The sequence below is a fragment of the Clostridium amazonense genome, assembly GCF_056431285.1.
Genome location: NZ_JBWKMH010000033.1, coordinates 860,725 through 887,281, shown reverse-complemented (window position 1 = coordinate 887,281; position 26,557 = coordinate 860,725). Strand labels below are relative to the sequence as shown.

The window sequence follows — 26,557 nt, the reverse complement described above, 5'->3', positions numbered from 1 at the left end:
TACTATTAAACCTATATTTAGTCAGAAGATTATAATGGGGAATTTATTCTCCAAAATGAATTTTTTATGGATAAATATTATATTAATTTTATTTGAAGTACAAATAAAACATTGTAGCGGGGATTTCAATCCCAAGGATATTTACCATCATTGTTAATTGCTAACTGTTAATTGGTTCAAAACATAACAATGGAATAAACTGCAATATTAGTAGTATCATTTGAGAAAGCTATTATTTTGAATTTAAGCTTGGAACCCTATATATAAGAACAAACAATTTATTAGAAGAATTTATAGGCATGAAAGTAGGAGATTATATGAAAAGCAGAAAAGTAAGAGATTTAGTTATTGTTGATATAAATGAAAAGGAAAGAATGGTTATAGCTTGTGATAGTTCAGGATCTATTGGAAATAAAAGATATGATCTACTACAAGTAGAACCTTTTATTACAGGAAAGTATACTGTTAGAGTAGGATTATTAGAAATTTTATGTAGTGGTGCAGAAGTCATAACAATAGTTGATAATGTTTGTGCTGAAATGGAACCTACAGGGCGTGAAATTATAAGAGGAATTAATAGTGAACTAAAATTAGCTAAAATTGATGATGTACCTTTAACTGGTAGTACAGAAGAAAATTTTGAAGTATTTGCTACAGGGGTAGGAATTACTGTGATAGGTATAATAGATAAAGATAAGTTAAAAGTTAATAATATAAAGTCAAATTCGGTAATATATTCCATAGGTATTCCTAAAGTGGGAGATGAAATTGATTTTTATAATGATAATGATATATTTGGATATGAAACTTTGTATGAAATAAAAGACTTAGAAGGAGTATATGAAATAGTTCCAGTAGGATCTAAAGGTATATTATATGAAGCTATTGGTCTAGCTACTAATAATGGAAAAAAATTCATTCAAAATGAAAATTTAAACGTGGATATAAAAAGAAGTTGTGGGCCAGCTACAGTGGTAATAGTAGCTATTGATAAATCTTTAGAGGATTATATAAAAGGAATAAAAAATTCTTGTAAAATTGGAGAAATAATATAAAAAAATAATCATACTATAAATTTAATACAAGCATGATTATTTTCCTAAAGTATATAATATGAATACTAATATGTATTCTAATATAAGTGTAATTGTGAGAATAAAAAATAACTTTTTAAAAATTTTCATACATACCTCCTAGTATAGAATTAAAATTATATAATCCTATATTATAAGGTATGATATTTAAGTTGAAAAAGTTACTTAATATGTAAATTTAAATGTAACAAAATTTTAAATAAGGATGTTATCAAATTTGATAACATCCTTATTTTTATCTTCTATGAGAAACTTCTATTCTCACTTTTCTCATATTATTAATTTTTTTGCCAGAACTTTTTTCGATTATTACATCAACTAATTGTGATGGAACATCTATAAAAGTAAATTTATCTAATATATCAATTCTACCAAGTTCTTTAGATTTTACACCAGCTGTATTATCTAAAAACTTAACTAAATCTAAAGTGTTCACTTTATCTAATCTACCAACAGATAAGAATAAACGAGAAATATCAGCATTATTGGCATTATTAGTAGAAGTATTATTTTGCATAGTATCTTCTGTGTAATCAAAGTTTGATTCTTTATCGAAAATTAATTTGATTAAAGAAGCAGAAACATCTTCAGCACCATATTCAGTTATAAGGTCTTTAGAAATTTGTATGAATTGCTCATATGAATTAGCTTCTAAAGTTTCCTTTATAGAATCTATTATAGCTTCAGATTTTGATGCATATATGTCAGCTAAAGTAGGTATTTGTTTTCTTAACATTTTGCTTTTTGTTGTATTTTCAATTTGTCTTATCATAGACATTTCTTTACGACAAGCAAAACTGTAAGCAGTACCTTCTTTATTAGCTCTTCCAGTTCTACCAATTCTGTGAACATATGATTCAGAGTCTTGAGGTAAATCATAATTTATAACATGAGTTACATCTTCAACGTCTATTCCACGAGCAGCAACATCTGTTGCAACTAAATAGTTTAATTTTCCAGATTTAAACTTATTTAATGTGTTTAATCTTTGGATTTGTTTCATATCTCCGTGCATACCTTCAACTATGTAACCTTTACTTTGCATAGATCCAACTAATTCATCTACACCTTTTTTCGTTTTACAGAAAAGAATAGCCGATTTTGGAGCATCAACATCTAAAATTCTGCAAAGTGCTTCAAGTTTATTTTTAGGACTAACTTCAAAGTAATATTGTTCTATTTTAGAAACTGTTAAAGACTTTTTAGCTATAGCTATATGTTGTGCATCTGGTTTCATATAATTTTTAGCTAAGTTTTTGATTTGTCTTGGCATTGTTGCAGAGAATAACATTGTTTGTCTAGTTTCTGGTAAGTTGTGGATTATTGCTTCTATATCTTCAATGAATCCCATATTTAACATTTCATCAGCTTCATCTAAAACTAAAAAATTAGCATTTTCAAGTCTTAAAGTTTTTCTGTTTATGTGATAAAGAACTCTTCCAGGAGTACCAACAACAATGTCAACTCCTTTTCTTAAAGGTGCAAGTTGTTTATCTATAGATTGACCTCCAAATATTGGAAGGATTTTAAACTTAGTATATTTATTAAGTCTTCCTAATTCTTCACTAACTTGTATAGCAAGCTCTCTTGTAGGTGCTAATATTATAGCTTGAACTTTACCATTAGAAGGCTCCATACGACTTAAAAGTGGTGCTCCAAAGGCTAAAGTTTTACCAGTACCGGTCTGAGCTTGACCTATAAAATCTTGTCCCTCTAAGCTTACAGGAATACTTTTAGCTTGTATATCCGATGGATTTTCAAATTTCAAATCATTTATTGCCTGTAAAACATCTGGGTTAAGATTTAATTCTTCAAATTTTATTTTATTCATTAACATTCCTCTTTCTATTATTGGTTTAGTATAAAAATTTTAAATAAGTTATTATCAATTAAGTAAGGGTATGACGTTGAAGTTCTAATATGAATTTTCAATATGAAAAGTTACCCTTTAGAAATCCAACAAAATGAATAATTAAACTTTGAAGCCGGATTTCTATATATGAAAATTTACTAATGAAATTTTTTATTTAAAGTTAACATACAATTCATAGTACCACAATATTAATATAATAGCAATCAATATATTTAAAAATATTAAAAAAATACAAGAAAAAATATGGCATATATGAATATAAGTGCTATATTTTTAGAGTGTAGATTACGTTGATTTACTATAGCCAATATATTATAGTATTCTAGAGAGTAATTTGCTTAAGACATTTCATTTATAGAAAAGCAAATTTAAAAATTAACTTAGTATATTTAAGTTAAAATCAAAAATTAGAACTAATGTTTTTTTTATTTAGGTTCAATTATTATATAATGTAGAGTTTAAAATAAATCTTTTAAATTATTAATTTCCAAACTTGGACACTATTAATAGTGAATTTAGCTTAGAAATATTTTTACTACATATATATTATATTGTTTCTAAATATTAGTTTATTTATACATTAAAGTTATATTATTTATAAATAAATTTTATTAGAAGATTTAATCTAAGAAGAGGAGGCAGTATGGCAACTTATAAATTTGATACAAGAGATATTATATTAGAAAATGGAATAAGACTTATAACAATAAAAAGAGATACTCAAATAGCATCTGTTCATGTTGGTATTAATATAGGAGCTTTATATGAAAAAAAGGATATGAGAGGTATTGCACATTTCGTAGAGCACATGCTATTTAAGGGAACAAAAACTAGAAGTAATGAAGAATTAAATTATGATTTAGAGTGCTTAGGTGGAGAATATAATGCATATACAGATTATAAATGCACTGTATACAATACAACAACATTAAATGAAGAGGTAGAAAATTGTATAAAAATTCTAGGAGATTTGGTTACAAATTCTATCTTTCCTGAAGAACAAATTGAAAAAGAAAGAAATGTTATTATATCTGAAGTGAAAAGTGGAAAAGATGATTTAGAAGACTTAAGTTTTAATAAAATAAATAATGCAGCATTTATTCATAGTCCATTAAAATGTGATGTTATAGGAAAGGAAAGTCACATAAAAAAATTTAAAAAGAAGGATTTAATTGATTTTTATAAGAGATATTATGTTCCTAATAATTGTGTTATATCAATTGTATCTAATTATGATCATGACTATATAAAGAAAGTGGTAGAATTAGAATTTGGAGGATGGATTAAAAATAATTTTGAAAGACCGGAAGTTAGTTTTGAAAAAAATGCAAATAAAACAATTGTAAGTCATAAAAAAGATATAGAACAAAGTACAGTAGTATATCTTTTTGCTTTTGATAAACTTACTAAGAAAGAAGAATTAGCACTTAGAGTTTTAAATCATAAATTAGGTGAAAGTGGAAACTCAATATTATTTAGAAGGTTGAGAGAAGAAAAAGGACTAGCTTATGATGTATATACTTCTTTAGATTTAAGTGAAAAATTAAAATCACTATATATTTATACTTCAATTTCAGAAGAAAATGTAAATGAAACATTAGATAGTATTGATGAATGTATTGATGATATTATAAATGAAAGAATTTCTTTTGATGATAAAAGTATAGAGCTTATGAAAAAAGTTTTTAAGACAGCAGTAGCATCTACTTTAGAAGATTCAACAGATCTTGGAAATTATGTTGTCCATCAAGCTATGGAAGGTGAAAACATCTATGAATTTGTAGATGAAATGGAGAATTTGAACAATATAAATCAGGATGACTTATATGATGTAGCTAGAAAAATATTAAAAAAACCTACTATTCATGTATTATTAAGGGAAGAATAGAGTATAACTTAGAGATGTGTGCGTAAAGTTAAATTACAAAGATTTCATAGAACAAAATAAATAAATTAATTTAATTGAAAAAATTGATTTTAAAAGTGATATTGAAGATTTTAATTCTCCGTGATATTCATTAGTATTATTAACTGTTAGTTTAGTTAAATATAAAAATATGAATAATTATGGACAACTTTACGCACAAAGGGCTATGAAAATAGGAATAACTTGTAACTCTAGAATTATCATTTGATAAAGATGTTATTTAAACTTCAAACTTGGAACTCTATATAGGAATTCAAATTAAAACTTTAAGGCATTCATGTTTCAGTTGAGAATTTTAACTCTAAGTTTTAATCTATATTTTTAAAATTAGCAATTGACATCGGACAGCTTTAGATATTAGGAACAAAGTGAGTAATATCAACCATCACTATTCACTCTTACTTTTTACTTGGTTCAAAATATAAAAACAAGAATAAATTATAACGCTACCAATATCATTTGATAAAAGGATTACTTTGAATTTGAACTTAAAGCTCTATATAATATAACGATTATATAAGTTTAAAATTAAATATTGAATTCTATATAAATTATTAGAAGGAAAGATGTTATGGAAAGTAAAATTACAAAAATTGAAACACAAAAAAATAATAAGGATAGAGTAAATATATATATAAATGAAGAATATGCATTTTCATGTAGCTCAGAACTTGTATATTATCATAAATTAGAAAAGGGAAAATTAATAGAAGAAAAAAACTTAAATGAAGTACTTAAAGAGGATGATTATATTAAAGCTAAAAGTGCTGCTTTAAAGGTTATAGAAAAATCATTTAAGACTGAAAAAGAAATTTATAAAAAACTTAGTAGTAAAGGATATAATGATGACATTATTGAAAGAGTACTAAAGTTTTTAAAGGAATATAAGTTTGTAGACGATAAAAAGTATACAGAACTATATGTTAAGGAAAAATCTAGATGTCAGGGTAAGAATAAAATTAGAAATTCACTTTTAAATAAAGGTATAAATGAAGAGTTTATAAATGACAAAATTTCAACAGTATCAGAAGAAAAGGAAGTAGAAGTGGCGCTAGTTCTAATTAATAAAAAATACAAAATATTGATAAAAAATGAAGATAATATATTAAAAGTAAAAAGAAAGTTATATGATTATTTGATTAGAAATGGATTTAATGGAAATGTTATAAACAGTGTTATATTACAGACTGTTAAAGAAGAAGATTTCATAAAAGAAGAAAATGAAGAAGATAAAGAAAAAAGTTTAAATGAATTATATACTTTAACAGAAAAAAGATTAAAAATAGTACAGAAATCTGAAAATGATGAACAAAAAATAAAAAGAAGAATATACGATTATTTATTAAGAAGAGGATATAAATATGATGATATAAAAAGAGTATTTGAAGATTTGTATTCTTAATCTTTAAATTTATGCTATACATTGTAGATTTTACAATTTGTGCAATTCAATATGTATGGGGAAAGGGGTGGATTTTTGAAATATAATATAATTACTATAATTTTAGTGGCTTTTTTTATTTACCCTATAATAAAAGGTTTTTTATTTAAATATTCAAGCAAAGCATTAAAGAATACAATAAATTCTATATTTGGAAGTATTGCATTGATTTTATCTATTATAATAACAAGTAAAAATATAGGAAAAGTATTTAATTTAAATAACATAGGAAAGTTTGATAAGTTTTATAGTTATATTCCACAAAAAATATTAGAGTTGGCAAGAGAGAATCCGTTAATAACTAGAATAATAGTAACAATATTTTTTATATTATTGATACAAGGAATCATAATTTTGATTTTTTATATGTTCAATAGTATTATTTTTTATCCATTATTAAATCTTATGGATGAAAAGTTGAAAGGGAAAAGCAATATAACAAGAAGAATATGTGGAGCTATATTTCAACTACCTAAATCAATATGCTATATAATATTAATTACTTTTCTGTTAACAATTACAGGCATGTTTAATAGAAATGAAAACTATTTAAAGGCTTTAGAGGATTCTGAACTATATACTTTGATATCTGAAAAAGTTGTGAAACCAATTACTAAATCAGATATAGTAAGAAGTCTTCCAAAGGTAGTTAATGATTCATTAAAAATTATAGTTGAAAATGATGATGTATCAAAAAAAATAGATAATAATATTTTAGAAAATTACTTAGAAAAGAAAGTTACAGTATATTATAATGGTATAACTTTAGATGAGGGGATAAAATCAAACGATACTATAAAAAACAAGACTTTAAGTATAACAAATAGTAAAAGTAGTACGTATGACAAAGCATATTCTATATATGAATGGATAGGAAAAAATATAGATTATGATGATGGAAAGGCAAATGATGTTATAAATAATAGTAAAGATGTTAAATCCGGTGCTATTGAAGCTTTTAAAACAGGTAGAGGTGTTTGTTTTGATTATGCATGTTTATTTGTGGCTATGTGCAGGGAAAGTAATATAAAAGTAAGGATGGTAATAGGAGAAGGATTTAATGGGAAAGAATGGGTGAATCATTCTTGGAATGAATTTTATGATGATGATAATAATAGGTGGATAAATGTAGATTCAACTTTTTACTCTGGTGGTAATTATTTTAATAATAGTGATTTTAGTAATGATCATAGAAATACTCAAGTTGTTGGTGAATGGTAAAAAAGACTTCTAATATTAAGAAGTCTTATTTTCGTTAAGGTAAGTATTTAAAATTAAACTTATTGCTTTCTCACATTCATTATCATCACCATTTAATGACCATGCTATATTAAAGTAATTTAATGCTTTCCTTTTGTCATTTAGCATTGCATAGCAATAGCCTAAATTGAAAAAATAGGAACTTTCTTTCTTTAGCTTTATTGCATTAAGTAAATATTGAATTGCATTCTCAAAATCTCTTAACTTGATAAAGCACACAGCAGTATTATAAAGAGATGATGATTCATTATCATTAAGTTCCATAGCTTTTTTGTACATATCTATAGCATGTTTATATTGCTTTTGATTATAAAATTCATTAGCTTTATCAAAATAGTTCATTAAAAAACCTCCAAATATAGTAATTTATATTTGTAATCATTGACAAAAAAAAGATTTATATACAATAAAGACTTTAATATTTACAAGAGTTTAAATAAATTGAAAAATAAAGAGTGAATTGTATAGATAATTAGAAATAGGGAAGAATTAAAGGTATAAACGGCTATTGACTTTTCAATCAGTGTTTATTATAATTAATTAAAATTTAATAGTAAAAAGCAGTGAAAAAGAGGAGTAAGACTTGAAAGTATTAAAGAGAGGAAAACTTATAGCTGAAAGGTTTTCTATATAGAATTGTCTGAAGGTAGCTTTGGAGTTTCTTTATTGAATTTTTAGTAGATAGAGACGGTTGTCAAATCGTTAAATTAATGAGCCTATTATTATGATAGGAAAAAAAGGTGGTACCACGAGCTTTTCGTCCTTTTATGGAGAAGAGCTCTTTTTTATTGCATAAAAATATATGTAATTAATAATTTATATATTTATATTAGTTAGTAAACAAGGGAGGAATAGGTATGGAAAATAATAAAGAATTAGCAAAAAATTATGATCCAAAAGAATTTGAAGAAAGATTATATAAATGGTGGGAAGAAGAAGGATTTTTTACTCCAGAAGTAGATGAAAATAAAAAGCCATATACAATTATAATGCCACCACCAAATATAACTGGACAATTACACTTAGGTCATGCTTTAGATAATACTCTACAAGATATAATAATAAGAACTAAAAGAATGCAAGGTTATAGTACTTTATGGTTACCAGGACAAGACCATGCAAGTATAGCAACTGAAGTTAGAGTAGAAAAATCTCTTTTAGAAAAAGGTCTTAATAAAAAGGAAATGGGAAGAGAAGCTTTCTTAGAAAAAGTTTGGGAGTGGACTGAAGAATATAGAGAAAGAATTAGAAAACAACTTAAAAAAATGGGATGTTCTGCAGATTTTACTCGTGAAACATTTACAATGGATGAAGGAGTAAGTAAGGCTGTTAAAGAAGTTTTTGTTAAACTTTATAATGAAGGACTTATATATCAAGGAAATAGAATAACAAACTGGTGTCCAAAGTGTATGACTGCCATCTCTGATGCAGAAATAGAATATGAAGAGCAAGGGGGAAATTTCTGGCATATAAATTATCCTGTGGTTGGAAGTGATGAAAAAATAGAAATTGCAACTACAAGACCAGAAACTTTACTTGGAGATACAGCAGTTGCAGTTAATCCAAAGGATGAAAGATATGCACATTTAGTAGGGAAAACCCTTAAATTACCATTAGTAGGAAGAGAAATTCCAATAGTTGCAGATGATTATGTTGATATGGAATTTGGAACAGGTGCAGTTAAAATAACACCAGCTCATGATCCTAATGATTATCAAGTTGGAAAAAGACATGATTTACCAGAAATTGTGGTTTTAGAGGAAAATGGAACTATAAGTGAAGGATATGGAAAATATTCAGGACTTGATAGATATGAAGCAAGAAAACTTATGGTTGAAGATTTAGAAAAAGAAGGTTCATTAGTTAAGATTAGAGAACATGTTCACAATGTTGGAACTCATGATAGATGTAATACAGTTGTAGAACCAATGTTATCTAAGCAATGGTATGTAAAAATGGAAAAACTAGCTGAGCCAGCAATAAAAGCTGTAAGAGAAAAAGAAACTAAATTTATACCAGAAAGATTTGAAAAAATTTATTTCAACTGGATGGAGAACATTCAAGATTGGTGTATTTCAAGACAATTGTGGTGGGGACATAGAATTCCAGTTTGGTACTGTAAAGATTGTAATGAAATAATTGTTTCTGTAGATGAGCCAACTGTTTGTGATAAGTGTAAATCTACTAAGTTAGTGCAAGATAAAGATGTTTTAGACACTTGGTTTAGTTCAGCATTATGGCCATTCTCAACACTTGGTTGGCCAGAAAAATCAGAGGACTTAAAATATTTCTATCCAACTAATACATTGGTTACAGGATATGATATTATTTTCTTCTGGGTTGCGAGAATGATATTCTCTGGAATTCATAATATGGATCATGTTCCTTTTGATAATGTTCTTATACATGGTATTGTAAGAGATGATCAAGGAAGAAAAATGTCTAAATCATTAGGTAATGGTGTAGATCCATTAGAAGTAATAGAAAGCTATGGTGCAGATGCATTAAGATTTTCACTAGTAACTGGAAATGCTCCAGGAAGTGATATAAGATTCTATGAATCAAGAGTTGAAGCAGCAAGAAACTTTGCAAACAAGATTTGGAATGCATCAAGATTTGTTATGATGAATTTTAATGAAGAATTAATGGAAAAATATAAGGATTGTAAGAATTATTCAATAGCAGATAAATGGATATTATCAAGAATGAATACTGTTGCAAAAGAAGTTACAGAAAATGTTGAGAAATTTGAACTTGGTGTAGCACTTCAAAAAGTTTATGATTTCATGTGGACAGAATTCTGTGATTGGTATATAGAACTTGTAAAACCTGTATTATATAGCGAAGAAGAAGAAGCTAAAGGTGTAGTTTTAAATGTTTTAAATACTGTTTTAGTAACAGGATTAAAACTTCTTCATCCAGTTATGCCATTTATAACTGAAGAAATATATACTCATTTAAAAGTAGATTCAGAGTCTATTACTGTGGCAAAATGGCCAGAATTTAATAGTGAACTACAAGATGAAAAAGCAGAAGAGTATATGAACTATATAATAGATGCTATAAAAAATACAAGAAATGCTAGAAGTGAAATGAATGTACCACCTTCAAGAAAAGCTAAAACTTATATTTTTGCAACTGAAGCATTAGAAGCATTTAAAGAAGGAAGTCAGTACTTTGAAAAAATGGCATCAGCTAGTGAAGTAATAATATTGAATTCTAAAAATGATGCTCCAGAAAATGTTGTAACAGTAGTATCAAAAGGTGCAGAAATATATATGCCACTTTTAGAATTAGTAGATTTAGAAAAAGAACTTGAAAGATTAGAAAAAGAAAAATCTAAATTACAATCAGAAATAGATAGAGTAGAGAAAAAACTATCTAATGAAAGATTTGTATCAAAAGCACCAGCAGAAGTAGTTGAAGAAGAAAAAGCTAAAGGTGAAAAATATAGAGAAATGTATAACTCAGTAATTGAAAGTATAGAAAACTTAACTAAGTAATATTAAGTTATTCTATTAAAATAAAAATAACCTTCAAAAAGTGAAGGTTATTTTTATATATAAATGTAAAAAAATGTGATAACATTATTATAATGAAATAGAACTATAGGAATTCAAGTTAAAACTTTAAGTTATTCATGTTTCAGTTGAGAAAGAGTAGTTTAAAGTTATGTAAAAAATTAACAATTAACGATGAATAATTAACAATGAAGGATAAAACTGAAGTCTCAGTTTATTTGAATCAATTTTTATGATAATTTGCTAAACAAATTAGTTAAAGCATATAAAAAACTAGTTTTTTTATATTTCTATTTTAGATATTAGGAACAACGTGAGTAATATCCACCATCATTGTTAATTGCTAACTGTTAATTGTTAATTGTTAATTGGTTCCAAACATGATAATAGAATAAACTGTAAGCTTAATAGTATCATTTCAGAAAGAGAACTTTAAGTTTGGAATCCTATAGTGATTAGTATTAATTTAGGGGGGTATATATATGAATTATAATGAAGCGATTACGTATATAAAAGAGACTGCAAAATTTGGTAGTAAATATGGGCTTGAAAGAACTGAGAAGATATTAGAGTTCTTAGGAAATCCGCATAAAAAGATAAAATGTATACATATAGCTGGAACTAATGGAAAAGGATCGACAACAGCTATGATAACTTCAGTGCTTATGGAGGCAGGATATAAGGTTGGTAGTTATACATCTCCATATATTGAGGAGTTTGAAGAGAGAATTCAAATTAACAGAGAAAATATAGATAAAAACGATCTTTCTAATATAGTAACAGAAGTTTCAAAGGCCGTAGAAAAAGTATGTCAATGTGGATTTGGAAATCCGACAGAGTTTGAGATTATAACTTGTTGTGGTTTTCTATATTTTTATGAGAAAAATGTGGATTTTGCAGTAGTGGAAGTAGGCTTAGGTGGCAGATTAGATTCTACAAATGTGATAACACCAATGTTGAGTGTTATAGCATCTATAAGCTATGATCATATGCAATATTTAGGTGATACATTAGATAAAATAGCTTATGAAAAAGCTGGAATTATAAAGAATAATGTTCCTACAATCTTATTTCCACAAAAAAAACTTGTTGAAGAAGTTATAGAAAGAATAGCAGATGAAAGAAATAGTAAACTTGTTAAAGTTCCTAAAAATGAGGCTGTTTATGAAGGTACATCTAAACGTATAATTAATGGTAAAGATGTGATGATGCAAACTATAACAATTAAAAATAATAAAATAAATGGAATAGAGAAATATGATTTATCACTGTTAGGAAAACATCAAGTAGATAATTCTGTTACAGCCATATATGCCTTAAATGAATTAAAAGGATTAGGGATTAACATAGAAAAACAGCACATATTAGAAGGTTTTAAAAAAGTTAAATGGCCAGGAAGACTTGAAGTAATGAAATCAGAACCTTTAGTTGTAATAGATGGTGCTCACAATATAGATGGAATAGAAAAATTAACTGAAAGTATAGATATGTATTTTAAGTATAATAAGTTAGTGCTTATTTTGGGAATATTAGCAGATAAACAAGTCAATGAAATGATAAAAATGATAGCACCAAAGGCTACTAAGATAATTTGTGTAACACCACATAGTGATAGAGCGGAACTTGCATCAGAATTGAAAGAAGCTATAGATAAATTAAATATAGATTGTAGTGTAGAAGCTGTAGAAGATTATGAAAAAGCTTATACAAAGGCACTAAATTATTGCGATAAAGAAGATTTATTGTTAGTAAGTGGTTCTTTATATATGATAGGTGATATGAGAAAAATAATAAGAGAATAAAAGCTAGTCTTAAAAAAGACTAGTTTTTTTTAGCATTAATATGACAAAAACTGTATCATATTAACTAACATTGTCATAAGATATATGGTAAAAGTTAATTCAAACAAACAATCAGACATATTGAGAGTTTAAATATAAATCTATATTTGAAACATAGAGAATATAGCCAAGCCATTTAAAATCAATGGTAAGGCTTTTTCTATCCCAAAATTGTATAAAGTGTTATTAAAAAGTTTAAAATCATGATAATTTTGGTTTGTATTATTTTCCTTTATTAAAATGTTACTAGAATATGTTTATGAAAAATTTAGTTAGGAGGTGATTTTTTTGAAAAATCTTTATGTTTGTAATACCGCTAGAGATGAAATCGAAAAGTTTGATTTAAAAACTTTAAAAGTTGTAGATTCTATAAAATTAGAAGGAAAAGAAAGAGTTTGGCCATATAGAATTTGTGTAAATAATAAAACTCTTATAATTTCAAGTTATAAGAATAATGCAATATTTTTAATTGATGAACATGGGGTGGTTGAGGAATTTTATTTAGGTAGTGGATGTACAGACATGAAAATTGTAAACAATTATTTATATGTTGTTTGCGAAGAATCTAATACTGTGGTATGTTTTGATATTATTTCTAAGGAAATAATAGAGGTTATACCTTGTGGAATATCACCTCGTAATATAGATTTTTCAAAAGTGAATAATAAGTTTATAGTATCCAATGCTTTGAGCAAAAATGTTACTATTTTTGACTTATTAGAAGGTGGAAGTATTCATAATATAAATGTAGATTCAAATCCTGTAAAAGCTATTTGGAATGTAAATGGTGAAAGTATTTTTATTTGTGAAAATAATGTTGGAATAAAAAGAAAAGGAATTTTAAGAGAAATATCATTATATACTAAAAAAGAGAGAACTATAGAAGTTGGAAATATTCCCGTAGATATGTGTTATGATGGTGAATATTTTTATATATCAAATTGGGGAGATGGAACTATAAGTATTGTAGATGCTTATAGGTTTAAAGAGATATCACGTCTTAAAGTAGGTGGCATGTTAAAAAAAATACTGATTGATGATAAAATTATATATGTATCTGAAATTCAGAAAAATAATATTATACGAATTGATAATAATAGAAAGAAAACATTATCTTTGGATTATGAACCACAAGGTATAATTATTCAATAATAAAATTTAATTTATAAATTATATGATGAAACATAAGAGATATAAAATAACTAGTAAAAAAATTTACTAGTTATTTTCATCAATTAAAATATTAATCATTTTATTATAAAGTTCTGATGAATTTGACTTCCATTTATAACATAATTCACGAGCTTGTTTATTTGAGGCAACACTTATTTTTATATCTATAAGTGTTGTATTATTTTCAGAGGCTATTAAATTAACTAGATAACTATTTTTGTTTTCTATAGTATAATCTGCAGTTACAGTTAGTTCCTTTTTTATAGTTGATAGTTTATTAGAAATATAAGTATTTATTAAATCTAATTTATCTTCTGAAATTCTGTTTTCAAATAAAGCAAGAACTTTTATACCTTCATCTGTTATAACTAACCTATCTTTTTCATTTTTAGTTATATGTCTTAAAAGATTTGAAGTAGTTAATTCCACTATATATTGTTGAAGTGTAAAATAACTCATAAAATTATTTTCAAGAACAATATCTGTTATCTGTAAATTAGAAATTGGAAGGTTTATTTTATTAAATATATATAGTAACAGAAGCTTATTTTCTGCTAAATTCATAGAGTCTTCAAACATTAAATTTCCTCCTCCTAATAAAATAAAAATTTTTTAGGCATATGAAAAATAGGCAACAAAATAAATAAGAAAATTTGAGGTAAGGCTAATGAGTTATTTTTATAATAATAAAGTATTTTAAAATTAGATTAACTATATGTTACACAAATTTATCTATAAATTTTGTTTAGTATTTTTATATATATCTTACTATAATATTATATCAATGATTAATAAATTTTTCATTAATAAATCATATAAAAATTTAAATAGGTATAAAAAGTAATATATATTCTTCTTTGTGAATATGATTTATTAAAATTAAGAAATTGTAGGGGGGATATATGAGAAAGAAGAATTTTATAATACCCTTTGTAGTTTTAATTTTAGCTTCTTTATTGATTATAGGAATTAGTAGTACAAGCACTATGCAGGCAATATCACAAAAAAATAAAAAATTACCTATATATTGTGTTGATACTAAGGAAAAGAAAGTTGCTATAACTTTTGATACTACATGGGGAGAAAAAAATATTATAGAAATACTAGATGTTTTGGACAAGTATAATGCAAAAGCTACATTCTTTGTAGTAGGACTATGGATAGATGATTTTCCTGACTTTATAAAAGAAATAGACAAGAGAGGACATGAAATAGGAAATCATAGTAATAAGCATCCTAATATGACAACTATAACAAAAGATAGAATAATAAAGGAAATGGATATAACAGATGCTAAGTTAATAGATACAATAGGAAAAACTAGTACTATTTTTAGATTTCCAGAAGGAGCATTTAATGATGATGCTATTCAAATAGTTGAAGATACTGGTAGAAAGTGTATACAATGGGATGTTGATAGCATTGATTGGAAAGCACAAGGTGAAAAAGTAGAATATGAAAGAGTTATGAAAAAAGTTAAAGATGGGTCAATAATATTATTTCATAATGCTAAATATACACCTAAATCTTTAGAATTAGTATTAAAGGAATTAAAGTCACAAGGATATGAATTTGTAACTGTATCAGACCTTATTTATAATGAAAACTATAGTATAGATGGAGAAGGAACTCAAAGAAAAAATAAATAATTATTGCATAAGTGCATAATATGTATTATAATGGAAGAAATTAGAATTGAATGAAATTTGAGAAAATTTATAAAAATATTTATGGATTTAGTCATAGTTTTAAAAATAACATAGTATATTATGATATAAAATATATGAAATTAAACAAAGGGAAAGAGGGGTTACTATGGACAATACAATGTTGAACAACAAAATTTATTTAGAGGGAAAAGTTATTTCAGATTTAGAATTTAGTCATGAAATGTATGGAGAGGGTTTTTATAATTTTAGATTTGAAGTATCTAGATTAAGTGATACAACTGATATTTTAACAATAACAGTATCAGAAAGATTAATAACAGGTATAGATATGAACATAGGTAGGGAGCTTATTGTTGAAGGACAACTTAGATCTTACAATAAGTTTATGGATGGAAGTAATAGACTAATACTTACTGTGTTTGCTAGAGATATTAGAGAATTAAAAGAAAGAAGTAAAAATCCGAATCAAATATTCCTAGATGGATATATATGTAAAGCACCAATATATAGAACTACTCCTTTTGGTAGAGAAATAGCTGATATGCTTTTAGCAGTTAATAGATTATATAATAAATCAGACTATATACCAACTATTGCTTGGGGAAGAAACTCAAGATTTTGTAGAAGTTTAGAAGTAGGAGACAATATAAGAATTTGGGGAAGAGTTCAAAGTAGAGAATATCAAAAAAGAATATCTGATACAGAAGTTATTAAAAAAATAGCATATGAAGTATCAATCTCTAAAATGGAAAAAGTTGAAGATGATGAATTTGACATTGCAATAGATGAATCAGTAAAAACAAGTGAAGAAAGTCAATGTGAAGAAAACAATGATTGTAAAGAATCTGGTGCGATAGGGGAAGTTATATAAATAGATTAAATTAATAAAAAAGTTCCAAATTTAACTTGGAACTTTTTTATTATTTAAAATTATAAATTATTTTCTAAGGTCATCTAAAATTTCTGTTTTATCTTTAGTCTTATTATCTACTTGTTTTATTATTTTAGCAGGACAACCAGCGACAACAACATTCTCGGGAACATCTTCTGTAACCACAGATCCAGCTGCTACAACTGAGTTAGCTCCTATTTTAACACCTTCAAGTATTACCGCATTTGCGCCAATTAAAACATTATCACCTATTTCACATGGTGATTTGCTAGGTGGTTCTAAAACACCAGCAACAACAGCACCAGCACCAAGATGAACTCTTTTACCTAGCTTTCCTCTAGCACCAATTACTGCATTCATATCAACCATTGTTTCTTCGCCAATCTCAGCTCCGATATTTACAACAGCACCCATCATTATAACAGCATTTTTGCCTATAGATACTTTATCTCTTATTATAGCACCTGGCTCAATTCTAGCATCTGCTTCTTTCATATCGAACATAGGAATTGCAGAATTTCTTCTATCATTTTCTATTTTAAAGTTTTTAATTATTTCTTTATTTTCATCTAGAAATACTTTAACTTCATCATAGTTACCAAATAATATGTAAAAATTTCCCTCGCCATAATATTCTATGTTATTAAAGTTACAGTTGGCTAAATTACCATTAACATAAACTTTAACCGGTGTAGCTTTTTTTGATTCTTTTATAAATCTAGCTATTTCATAAGGATCTGTTAAATTATAATCCATTAAAAAAACTCCTCTCCATTTAAATCTTAGAATTTAAAATTAAAACCTATAAATTTATAATAAGTTTTAATTCTAAATTTAAATCATATGTTTAAGTAAAAGTAGTTGAATCTACTTATTACATAAAATATATTACCATATAAATGATATAATAAAATAGTATTTAAATAAATAGTATATAGATATTTATTTGTTTTTTATGAAAATCTTATTCATAATCAATAAAAGAACAAGAGTTTGATATAATAATATATAAATAGAATAAAAATTAGCAATTAACAATGAGGGAAAAAACTGAAAGCTCAGTTTTGTTAATGGATTTTTAAAATAATTTGTAGAACAAATTATTTAAGGATTATATAAAACCCTAGTTTTTATGGACTTCTATTCAAAAATATTAGGAACGAAGTGAATAATATTAACCATCATTGTTAATTGCTAACTGTTAATTGTTAATTGGTTCCAGACATTATAATAGAATAAACTGTAAGCTTAATAATATCACTTGATAAAGAGATTATTTAAATTTTGAATTTGGAACCTTATATTATAGAAAGGAAATGATTGTATGAGCAAGTTAAAAGAAGGATATGTACAAATTTATACTGGAAACGGAAAAGGAAAAACAACAGCAGCTGTAGGATTAGCTACTAGAGCAGCTGGAAATGAATATATGGTATATATGGTTCAATTTCTAAAAACGGGGGCAACTGGAGAGATAGAAAGTGCAAAAAAACTTGCACCATATTTTAATATATTTAGATTTCAGGAGGTTAAGGGCTTTTTTTGGAATTTAAATGAAGAAGAAAAGAAACAATTAAAAATTGAAGTTAAAAAGACTTTTGATTTTTGTTTAGATGCAATAGAAAATAGAAAATGCGATATACTTATAATGGATGAAGTTATGGGAACGCTAAGTAATGATCTTTTGAGTGAGGATGAGATTATAGCACTTATAGATAAAAAGCCAAAAGATATGGAATTAATTATGACAGGTAGGAATGTTTCAGAAAGAATAGCTGAAAAGGCAAACTTAATAACTGAGATGAAAGAGGTAAAACATTATTTTAAAGAAGGTGTACCAGCTAGAAAAGGTATAGAATTTTAAAAAAAGTTGTAAAGTAGAAGAGGTGGGTAAAAATGAACAATATTTTTTCGCAACAAGTGGAAAAAATTGAAATATCGGGCATAAGAAAATTCTATAATAAAGTGTCAGGTATTGAAGGAGCAATTTCATTAACATTAGGTCAACCAGATTTTAAAGTTCCTGATGTTGTTAAAGAGGCTATGATAGAAGCTATAAACCATGATAAAACAGTATATACACCTAATGCAGGGATAATTGAGTTAAGAATGGAAATTAGCAAGTTTTTATCTAAGTACAATATAGATTACAATGAAAATGAGATATGTGTAACGGTAGGTGGTAGCGAAGGTCTTATGAGTTCATTTATGGCTATATTAAATAAGGGGGAGAAAGTTCTTGTACCATCCATAGCTTATCCTGCTTATGAAAGCATAACTACTATGTTGAATGGCGAAATAATAAATTATGACTTAAATGATGATTTTACTATAAATATAGAAAATTTAGAGAAACTTATTATAAATGAAGAACCTAAAGTATTAGTATTATCTTGTCCAAGTAATCCTTGTGGCAATATATTGACTTTAGAAGAAAGAGAAAAATTACATAAAATAATAAAAGAAAGAGAAATATTAGTTATAACAGATGAAATATATGCACCGCTTTGCTATAGTGAATATTATTCCATAAGTCAATGCAATGATATAAAAGATAAAATTATATATGTAAGTGGTTTTTCAAAAATGTTTTCTATGACAGGACTTAGAGTTGGATATGTTTGCGCATCAGAATACATTTTGAAAAATATATTAAAAGTTCATCAGTATAATGTATCTTGTGCCACATCTATAAGTCAATATGGTGTTTTAGCGGGGTTGAAACATGGAATGAAAGAAGTAAGTGATATGAAGGAAAGCTTCAAAAAAAGAAGAGATTATATCTATGATAAATTAGTGAGGATGGGGTTTGAAGTTAACAAACCAGAAGGAGCATTTTACATATTACCATCTATAAAAAAATTTAATATGACAAGTGAAGAGTTCTGTGATAAATTGCTGAAAGAAGAAAAAGTGGCTATAGTTCCAGGAACTGCATTTGGAAAAGGTGGGGAAGGTTATATTAGAATTTCATATTGTTATAGTCAAAATGAATTAGATGTTGCTTTAAATAAATTAGAAAATTTTAAAAAAAAGCTAGGGTTTTAATCCCTAGCTCTTTTCTAATTATTAACTACATTATCCATTGAATATAGTCCTTTTTCTTTATTAAACATAAATGCACATGCTTTTAAAGCTCCAACTGCAAAAACTTCTCTTGATATTGCAGAATGTTTTATAGATATAACTTCACCAGCACCAGCAAATATAACTTCATGCTCTCCGATTATATTACCACCACGAATAGTATGAATTCCTATTTCTTTTTCATCTCTTTTAGCAATTCCTTCTCTGCCATATATGAAATGTGTATCATCTTGTATTGAATCTTTAATAGTATTAGCAAGTAATAATGCAGTACCACTAGGTGCATCTACCTTTTGATTATGATGTTTTTCAATAATTTCTATATCAAAATCATTGAAAAGAGTGTTGCTAATATTTTTAAGAATTGAATTTACTATATTTATACCTATAGACATATTTGCAGAATGGAAAACAGGAACTACTTTAGATAGTTCTAAAATTTTATTTTTCTCAGATTCGTTGTATCCAGTTGTACAAAATACTACAGGCTTATTATTTGTTTTTACAAATTCACAAATTTGATTTAGTGTAGCTGGTCTTGAGAAATCTAAAACAACATCTATATCTACATTGCAATCATCGATATTTTCAAATATAGGATAACCTAAAGAAGTATCATTATTTTTATCTACTCCAGCAGCTATCTCTAAATTTTCAAAATTTTTAACAGCAGAGGAAATCATTCTACCCATTTTACCGCTACATCCAACTAAAAGTATTTTTGTCATTGTATCCTCCTTAAAACTATATTAGTTTATGATTAATTAAAGTATCTTCTAAAACCTTCTTATTAGATTCTTCCATATCTACAAGTGGAAGTCTTAGAGGACCAACATTTTTATTCATTAAGTTAAGTGCTACTTTTACAGGAATAGGATTTGTTTCAATAAATAGATTATTGGCTAAATCTAAAGTATTTAGTTGAAGTTCTAATGCTTCTTTGCACTTACCCTCTTCAAATAATTTACAAATATTATGAACTGTTTCAGGTATAACATTTGCAAGAACAGAAATAACACCTAGTCCACCCATAGCTAAAGTAGGAACTATTTGATCGTCATTTCCAGAATAAATATCTAACTTATCTTTACATAAAGCTTTAATTTTAATAATTTGGCTCATATCACCACTAGCTTCTTTAACTGCTGTAATATTTTTTAGTTCACATAATTTTTCAAGCATTGAAGGTGAAATATTCATTCCAGTTCTAGATGGAACATTATAAACTATAATAGGAGTGTTCACACTGTTATCTATAGCTTTAAAATGTTCAAATAATCCTTTTTGACTTGTTTTATTATAATAAGGATTTATAACAAGTAAAGCATCTACACCTACAGATTCTGCATATTTACTCATTTCTATAGCAGCAGCAGTATTATTGCTACCTGTACCAGCAATTACTGGTATCCTTTTATTCACTGTATCAACAGTAAACTTGATAGTATCTTTTTTTTCTTTTTCTGTCATAGTGGAGGCTTCACCAGTAGTTCCACAAATTATAATAGCATCAGTATGATTTTTTACATGCCATTCTAATAATTCTTTTAATTTTTCAAAATTTACTCCGTTTTCATTAAATGGTGTTACAAGTGCTACACCAGATCCTTTAAAAATACTCATAAAAAACATCCTTTCTAAAATTAATCAACAAATATAATTTGATATTAAAATATTTCTTAGTAAAATATCTGTAGATTTATTTGAACGCATTTAAAATTAATAAATTAAAATTCCTATAATTAAATAATATCAAAGTGTATTAAATACTACAAATTTTAGATAAGTTTCTTTTCTATAAAACATTCTGCTATTTGAATAGCATTAAGAGCTGCACCTTTTCTTATATTATCAGCTACAACCCAAATGTTAAGTCCGTTGTCTAAACTAAAATCTCTTCTTATTCTACCAACATAAACTTCATCTTTTCCAGCGATGTCTATAGGCATAGGATATATATTATTACTAATATCATCTTTTAAAACTATACCATTAGAAGAATTATATAAATTAAAAATATCTTCTATTTTAAATGAAGTTTTAAGTTCTATATTTATACTTTCGCTATGACCATGATACACAGGAACTCTTACTGTAGTAGCTGTAATTTTTAATGCATCATCATGAAATATTTTTTTTGTTTCATTAATCATTTTCATTTCTTCTTTAGTGTAGCCATTATCTAAAAATGAATCTATTTGAGGTATTACATTAAAAGCTATAGGTGAAGTAAATTTTTGAGGAGCTTTACCAGTAACACCTTCTTCTAAATCCTTAAATCCTCCCATACCGGCTCCTGAAACAGCTTGATAAGTAGAGTAAATAATTCTATTTATACCATAATTATCATAAAGTGGCTTAAGTGCAACCATTGCTTGGATAGTTGAACAGTTGGGGTTAGCTATTATTCCTTTGTGATTTAATATATCATCACCATTAACTTCAGGAACAACTAATGGAACATTAGGATCCATTCTAAATGCGCTACTATTGTCAATTACTATTGCACCATATTTAACAAAAAATTTTGCAAAAGCTAAACTAGTATCTCCACCAGCTGAAAAAAGAGCAAAATCTATTTTTTTATTTTTAATATTATCTTCATTTAATTCTTCAACTGTTATATCTGTATTTTTGAACTTTAATATACTTCCTGCAGATCTAGAAGAAGAAAAAAAGTAAATATTATTAATTGGAAAATTCCTTTCTTCTAATATACTTATAAATTGTCTACCTACCATTCCAGTAGCACCTACTACAGCAACGTTATAACTCAAAATAATCACTCCTTAAAAATTTTTAAAACATTATCTTAATATAATATGAAATAAAATTAAATTATATCAATTTTATTATATATGGAAATAAGGTACAAAATAAATGTTAAATATAAAAATTTAGCACTTTAATTAATAAAATTAATTTTGAAACATATTTTATATTATTACGATAAATTCACTAAAATAAAATAAATTTAAAATCATTATAAAAACTGAAAATCTTATACTAATATTATATTTTAAATTTTTACCATGAATATATCTAAAAAGTGCTTAAAACATAGTAAAAAATGCTAATGGATATATTGCTAAGAAGAATTTTGTAATATTTATTTATATTATAAGTTTTCAATTTTAAATGACATTTTATTAAATAATAAATCTAGAATTGCAAGTTGTTTCCATTATAATATTGGGAATCAATTAAGAACTAAGAAGTAAGAGTGAAAAGTTAGGGTATATATTACTCACTTTGTTCCTAATATCTAAAATAGAAACACATAAAAACTAATTTTATGTAGTCTTTAACTAATTTGCTTTGTAAATTATTATAGGGATTGATTGAAAAACTAATACTTCAGTTTTATTCTTCGTTGTTCATCGTTAATTTTTGTACAACACTTTAAATTGTTCTTTCTAAATTGAGATAAGAGTAATTGCATTTTAAATTTATATTCTTATATAAAGGTGTATTATTTGCAATTAATAATTTGTCGCTGTATATTTATAAAAAAATTAAAAAAATGAAGCGAGAATATTAAATTATCTATATAGCATATATATAATTTATATGAATAAAGTATACAAAATAAACTGAAATATAAATCTTGGTATACGTATTCATTCAATTTAATAAAAAATCTTACCAATGTAAAATACCGGGAGAGTAAAATGCTAAGTTTGAAATATTCACACAATGTTAATAAAATATACCATAAAAATGAAAAAATATAAGAAAAAGATTAATTAAATGTGAAAAAAATGAAAAAAGTATTAAAAAATGTAATAAATAACAAACAAATAAAACCAAAATTGTTTGACAATTGAAAGGCTATATGATAATATTAAAAAAATAAAATTTTTAATAATTTTATTTGAATTAATAAAAAGTTAAGTATGAAAGTTTGCAAAAAATAAAAATCAAAATTTAGTTATTTGTTAAATTTTGAATTGCAATTATTTAGTTTAAATTTTAAAAGATATTATATAGGGAAAATGAATTGTCTAAAAATTCAAAATTAAAAAATAATTAGGGTTTAATTTTTGCATTCTAATAGGGGGAATAAGAAAATGAAAAGCAAAAGAATGTTGTCAACATTATTAACAGTGTCATTAGTAACTTCAATGGCGTTGGTGGGTTGTGGAGGAAATAATAGCTCTGCTACAGCTACTGATGGAGAAAGTACAGGAGAAAATGGTATTGATAAAGAACAATACTTAAATGTTTTAACAAAGGAGCCAAAAACTTTAGATGTATCTAAAGCAACTGATGCTTATGCTTCAGATATTCTTGTGGATGCAATGGATGCGTTAACAAGAATAGAAAAGAAAGGAGATGGGCCTGAAGAACCAGCTCCAGCGGCGGCAGAAAGTTGGAAAACTTCAGAAGATGGTTTAACATGGACGTTTAAAATAAGAGAACATAATTGGAGTGATGGAAAACCTGTAACAGCTAAGGATTTCGAATATTCATTAAAAAGAACAATAAAACCTGAAACAGCATCACAGTATGCATTTTTATTATTTCCAATAAAGAATGCAGAAGCAATAAATGCAGGAAAGATGAAAATTGATGATTTAGGTGTAAAAGCAATAGATGATCGTACATTAGAATTTACTTTAGAAAATCCATGTGCATACTTTTTAAATTTAACTTATTTTAAAGTTATGCAACCACAAAGACAAGACATAGTTGAAAAGTATGGCGATAAATATGGTTCAGATGTAGAAACATTAATATTTAACGGGCCATTTAAGATTACTGAGTGGTCTCATGATCATCAAGTAGTTCTTGAAAAAAATGAAGAATATTGGGATAAAGATAAGGTTAAATTAGATAAAATTACAATGAGAATAATAAAAGAAGAGCCATCTAGAATGGCTGAACTTCAAAATGGTACATTAGATACAGCTGGAGTAACTAAACCAGAATGGATTAAAAAAATGGATGAAACAGGGAATTTCAATGTAATAAATGCTTATGATGGAGCTACAACATATGAAATATTTAATACACAAGATAAGTATATGAAAAATGCAAAGATAAGAAAGGCATTCATAATAGCATCTGATAGAGAGGGTTCTGTTAGTACATTATTTAAAGGGATGGCTGAACCTGCTAATGCTTGGTGTCCACCAGCAGTTAAAGCTGGAGAAAAGACTTTTAGAGAGCAATCAGAGGATTGGATTACAAAATTAAAAGAAGAAAATCCTGATCCTAAAGAGTTATTAAAAGAAGGTTTAAAAGAAGAAGGATTAGATCCAGATCCAGCAAAGCATACATTTAAATATTTACAATCTGGAACAAGTGCCAGTGATAAAGAATTTGCAGATTTTGCTCAACAAAACTTTACTAAAGTTTTAGGAGTTCAAGTAATAGCAGAATTAGCAGATTTCCCTACATTCCAAAAGAGAACTCAAAGTATGGATTTCCAAATAGCTGGTCAAGCATGGAGTGGTGACTATAATGATCCAAGAACATTCTTTGATTTATTTTTAAGTAATTCAGGGGTATCTCATACTGGTTGGAAAAGTGAAAAATATGATGAAATAATAGCTAAGACTGAAAAAACTATGGATCAAACTGAAAGGGCGAATTTATTTAAAGAAGCAGAAAAAATGCTTATATATGATGAAGGTGTTATTTCACCGGGGGTTTATAGAAAAAGAAATACTTATGTTGCAAAATATGTTAAGGACATGATGTATCCATTATTTGGGTCTAATGAATACAAATATGTTTATACTTCAGGTAGAAAATAAACATATTAAAAAATAAAATTGCAACGAACTGTTAGTTCGTTGCAATAACTTTATATTAAATGGAGGGATGATGTGATGTTAAAATTTATTTTAAAAAGATTCGGGTATATGATTGTAACACTTTTTATTGCAATTACGATTACGTTTATGTTAATTCATACTATACCTGGAGATCCACTAGCTGCAATGGCTAGAAATTTACCGCCACAAATAAAAGCAAACTATTATGAACAACATGGATTAAATAAGCCAGTTATTGTTCAATATCAAAAATTCCTTGAAAATTTAATAGTACATCGTAGCTTGGGTGAATCATTAGCTTATCCAGGAAGAGATATAGCTAAAACTATAGGAGAACATGCACCTATTTCAGCAAGAATAGGTATACAAGCAGTTGCTCTTGGATTTACCATAGGAATTATATTGGGAATTGTGGCAGCATTTAATAGGGGGAAATGGCCAGACTATTTAGTTATGTTCATAGCGATACTAGGAATTTCAGTTCCAGGATTTGTTGTAGCATCTTTATTACAATTAGGATTTACTGTACACCTTAGATGGTTTCCAACTACAGGATGGGGAACATTTAAACATACAGTATTGCCTAGTATAGCAGCAGCGTTTGGAGGAATTGCTACTTATGCAAGATATATGAGGGCAAATTGTTTGGATGTCATAGGACAAGACTATGTAATTACAGCTAAGGCTAAAGGTGTTTCTAAATTAAGTTTAATATGGAAACATATTATCAGAAATGCAATATTACCAGCAATAACAATTTTAGGACCTCAATTGGCTATGATTTTCGTAGGAGGATTTGTTATTGAAACTATATTTGCAATACCTGGACTTGGACAATATTTAGTTTCAGCTATAAATGATAGAGATTATCCTATGGTTATGGGACAAACAATGTTTATATCAACATTGCTTATAGTATCATTATTTGTAGTTGATATAGTATATGGATTAGTTGATCCAAGAATAAGAGTATCTAAAGGAAGTAGATAGGGGGG

General features: G+C 26.5%; 20 protein-coding genes and 1 other annotated feature. Of the genes, 13 read left to right on the top strand and 7 right to left on the bottom strand.

Annotated features, from left to right (window positions below; all coding sequences use genetic code 11):
• Nucleotides 1-317 precede the first annotated feature (317 nt).
• Complete coding sequence (locus AC07E4_RS18915) at nt 318-1,055, top strand: AIR synthase related protein (RefSeq protein WP_478217185.1); 738 nt, start codon at nt 318-320, stop codon at nt 1,053-1,055.
• 274 nt (nt 1,056-1,329) lie between these two features.
• Here AC07E4_RS18915 and AC07E4_RS18910 read toward each other — a convergent pair whose 3' ends face one another.
• Complete coding sequence (locus tag AC07E4_RS18910) at nt 1,330-2,925, bottom strand: DEAD/DEAH box helicase (protein ID WP_430829893.1); 1,596 nt, start codon at nt 2,923-2,925, stop codon at nt 1,330-1,332.
• 685 nt (nt 2,926-3,610) lie between these two features.
• Here AC07E4_RS18910 and AC07E4_RS18905 point away from each other — a divergent pair.
• The 3 genes from AC07E4_RS18905 (at nt 3,611) to AC07E4_RS18895 (ending at nt 7,556) form a co-directional block, all read left to right on the top strand.
• Nucleotides 3,611-4,855, top strand: a complete 1,245-nt coding sequence (locus tag AC07E4_RS18905; protein ID WP_430829894.1) for a M16 family metallopeptidase — start codon at nt 3,611-3,613, stop codon at nt 4,853-4,855.
• A 610-nt stretch (nt 4,856-5,465) separates the two neighbouring features.
• Complete coding sequence (gene recX / locus AC07E4_RS18900; protein WP_430829895.1) at nt 5,466-6,296, top strand: recombination regulator RecX; 831 nt, start codon at nt 5,466-5,468, stop codon at nt 6,294-6,296.
• A 75-nt stretch (nt 6,297-6,371) separates the two neighbouring features.
• The gene (locus AC07E4_RS18895; protein ID WP_478217184.1) at nt 6,372-7,556 is read left to right on the top strand and encodes a transglutaminase-like domain-containing protein; all 1,185 of its coding nucleotides are present in this window, start codon (nt 6,372-6,374) and stop codon (nt 7,554-7,556) included.
• 15 nt (nt 7,557-7,571) lie between these two features.
• On the opposite strand, the gene AC07E4_RS18890 is transcribed toward AC07E4_RS18895, so the two are convergent.
• On the bottom strand, nt 7,572-7,937 hold the full coding sequence (locus AC07E4_RS18890; RefSeq protein WP_040330145.1) for a tetratricopeptide repeat protein: 366 nt from the start codon (nt 7,935-7,937) through the stop codon (nt 7,572-7,574).
• 212 nt (nt 7,938-8,149) lie between these two features.
• Nucleotides 8,150-8,363 (top strand) — a binding site (T-box leader).
• Nucleotides 8,364-8,452: 89 nt separating this feature from the next.
• Here AC07E4_RS18890 and AC07E4_RS18885 point away from each other — a divergent pair.
• The 3 genes from AC07E4_RS18885 (at nt 8,453) to AC07E4_RS18875 (ending at nt 14,109) form a co-directional block, all read left to right on the top strand.
• Complete coding sequence (locus AC07E4_RS18885) at nt 8,453-11,098, top strand: valine--tRNA ligase (protein ID WP_478217183.1); 2,646 nt, start codon at nt 8,453-8,455, stop codon at nt 11,096-11,098.
• Between the two features lie 500 nt (nt 11,099-11,598).
• Nucleotides 11,599-12,918: a bifunctional folylpolyglutamate synthase/dihydrofolate synthase gene (locus tag AC07E4_RS18880; RefSeq protein WP_040330148.1), complete on the top strand. Its 1,320-nt coding sequence runs from the start codon at nt 11,599-11,601 to the stop codon at nt 12,916-12,918.
• Between the two features lie 327 nt (nt 12,919-13,245).
• Complete coding sequence (locus AC07E4_RS18875) at nt 13,246-14,109, top strand: YncE family protein (RefSeq protein ID WP_040330149.1); 864 nt, start codon at nt 13,246-13,248, stop codon at nt 14,107-14,109.
• 66 nt (nt 14,110-14,175) lie between these two features.
• Here the strand turns inward: AC07E4_RS18875 and AC07E4_RS18870 are convergent, their stop codons facing one another.
• Nucleotides 14,176-14,709 carry a DUF4364 family protein gene (locus tag AC07E4_RS18870; protein WP_040330150.1) on the bottom strand — a complete coding sequence of 178 codons (534 nt, stop codon included), beginning with the start codon at nt 14,707-14,709 and terminating at the stop codon, nt 14,176-14,178.
• A 323-nt stretch (nt 14,710-15,032) separates the two neighbouring features.
• On the opposite strand from AC07E4_RS18870, the gene pdaB reads away from it, so the two are divergent.
• Both pdaB and AC07E4_RS18860 read left to right on the top strand, forming a co-directional pair.
• Nucleotides 15,033-15,779, top strand: a complete 747-nt coding sequence (gene pdaB, locus AC07E4_RS18865) for a polysaccharide deacetylase family sporulation protein PdaB (RefSeq protein ID WP_478217182.1) — start codon at nt 15,033-15,035, stop codon at nt 15,777-15,779.
• A gap of 166 nt (nt 15,780-15,945) precedes the next feature.
• Nucleotides 15,946-16,671 carry a single-stranded DNA-binding protein gene (locus AC07E4_RS18860; protein ID WP_040330153.1) on the top strand — a complete coding sequence of 242 codons (726 nt, stop codon included), beginning with the start codon at nt 15,946-15,948 and terminating at the stop codon, nt 16,669-16,671.
• A gap of 66 nt (nt 16,672-16,737) precedes the next feature.
• Here the strand turns inward: AC07E4_RS18860 and dapD are convergent, their stop codons facing one another.
• The gene (gene dapD / locus AC07E4_RS18855) at nt 16,738-17,448 is read right to left on the bottom strand and encodes a 2,3,4,5-tetrahydropyridine-2,6-dicarboxylate N-acetyltransferase (RefSeq protein WP_430829899.1); all 711 of its coding nucleotides are present in this window, start codon (nt 17,446-17,448) and stop codon (nt 16,738-16,740) included.
• Between the two features lie 568 nt (nt 17,449-18,016).
• Between dapD and AC07E4_RS18850 the strand changes: the two genes are divergently transcribed.
• Both AC07E4_RS18850 and AC07E4_RS18845 read left to right on the top strand, forming a co-directional pair.
• Entirely contained in the window at nt 18,017-18,556 is a 540-nt protein-coding gene (locus tag AC07E4_RS18850) for a cob(I)yrinic acid a,c-diamide adenosyltransferase (protein WP_478217181.1), read from the top strand.
• A gap of 32 nt (nt 18,557-18,588) precedes the next feature.
• Nucleotides 18,589-19,740, top strand: a complete 1,152-nt coding sequence (locus AC07E4_RS18845; protein ID WP_040330157.1) for a pyridoxal phosphate-dependent aminotransferase — start codon at nt 18,589-18,591, stop codon at nt 19,738-19,740.
• Between the two features lie 14 nt (nt 19,741-19,754).
• Here AC07E4_RS18845 and dapB read toward each other — a convergent pair whose 3' ends face one another.
• The 3 genes from dapB to AC07E4_RS18830 form a co-directional block, all read right to left on the bottom strand.
• Nucleotides 19,755-20,507 carry a 4-hydroxy-tetrahydrodipicolinate reductase gene (dapB, locus tag AC07E4_RS18840; RefSeq protein WP_430829900.1) on the bottom strand — a complete coding sequence of 251 codons (753 nt, stop codon included), beginning with the start codon at nt 20,505-20,507 and terminating at the stop codon, nt 19,755-19,757.
• Between the two features lie 16 nt (nt 20,508-20,523).
• Complete coding sequence (gene dapA / locus AC07E4_RS18835; protein WP_430829901.1) at nt 20,524-21,402, bottom strand: 4-hydroxy-tetrahydrodipicolinate synthase; 879 nt, start codon at nt 21,400-21,402, stop codon at nt 20,524-20,526.
• 155 nt (nt 21,403-21,557) lie between these two features.
• A complete protein-coding gene (locus tag AC07E4_RS18830) occupies nt 21,558-22,556 on the bottom strand; it encodes an aspartate-semialdehyde dehydrogenase (protein ID WP_478217180.1) in 999 nt (332 codons plus the stop codon).
• A gap of 1,293 nt (nt 22,557-23,849) precedes the next feature.
• Between AC07E4_RS18830 and AC07E4_RS18825 the strand changes: the two genes are divergently transcribed.
• Both AC07E4_RS18825 and AC07E4_RS18820 read left to right on the top strand, forming a co-directional pair.
• The gene (locus AC07E4_RS18825) at nt 23,850-25,541 is read left to right on the top strand and encodes a peptide ABC transporter substrate-binding protein (protein ID WP_478217179.1); all 1,692 of its coding nucleotides are present in this window, start codon (nt 23,850-23,852) and stop codon (nt 25,539-25,541) included.
• Nucleotides 25,542-25,616: 75 nt separating this feature from the next.
• A complete protein-coding gene (locus tag AC07E4_RS18820) occupies nt 25,617-26,552 on the top strand; it encodes an ABC transporter permease (RefSeq protein WP_430829904.1) in 936 nt (311 codons plus the stop codon).
• Nucleotides 26,553-26,557 lie beyond the last annotated feature (5 nt).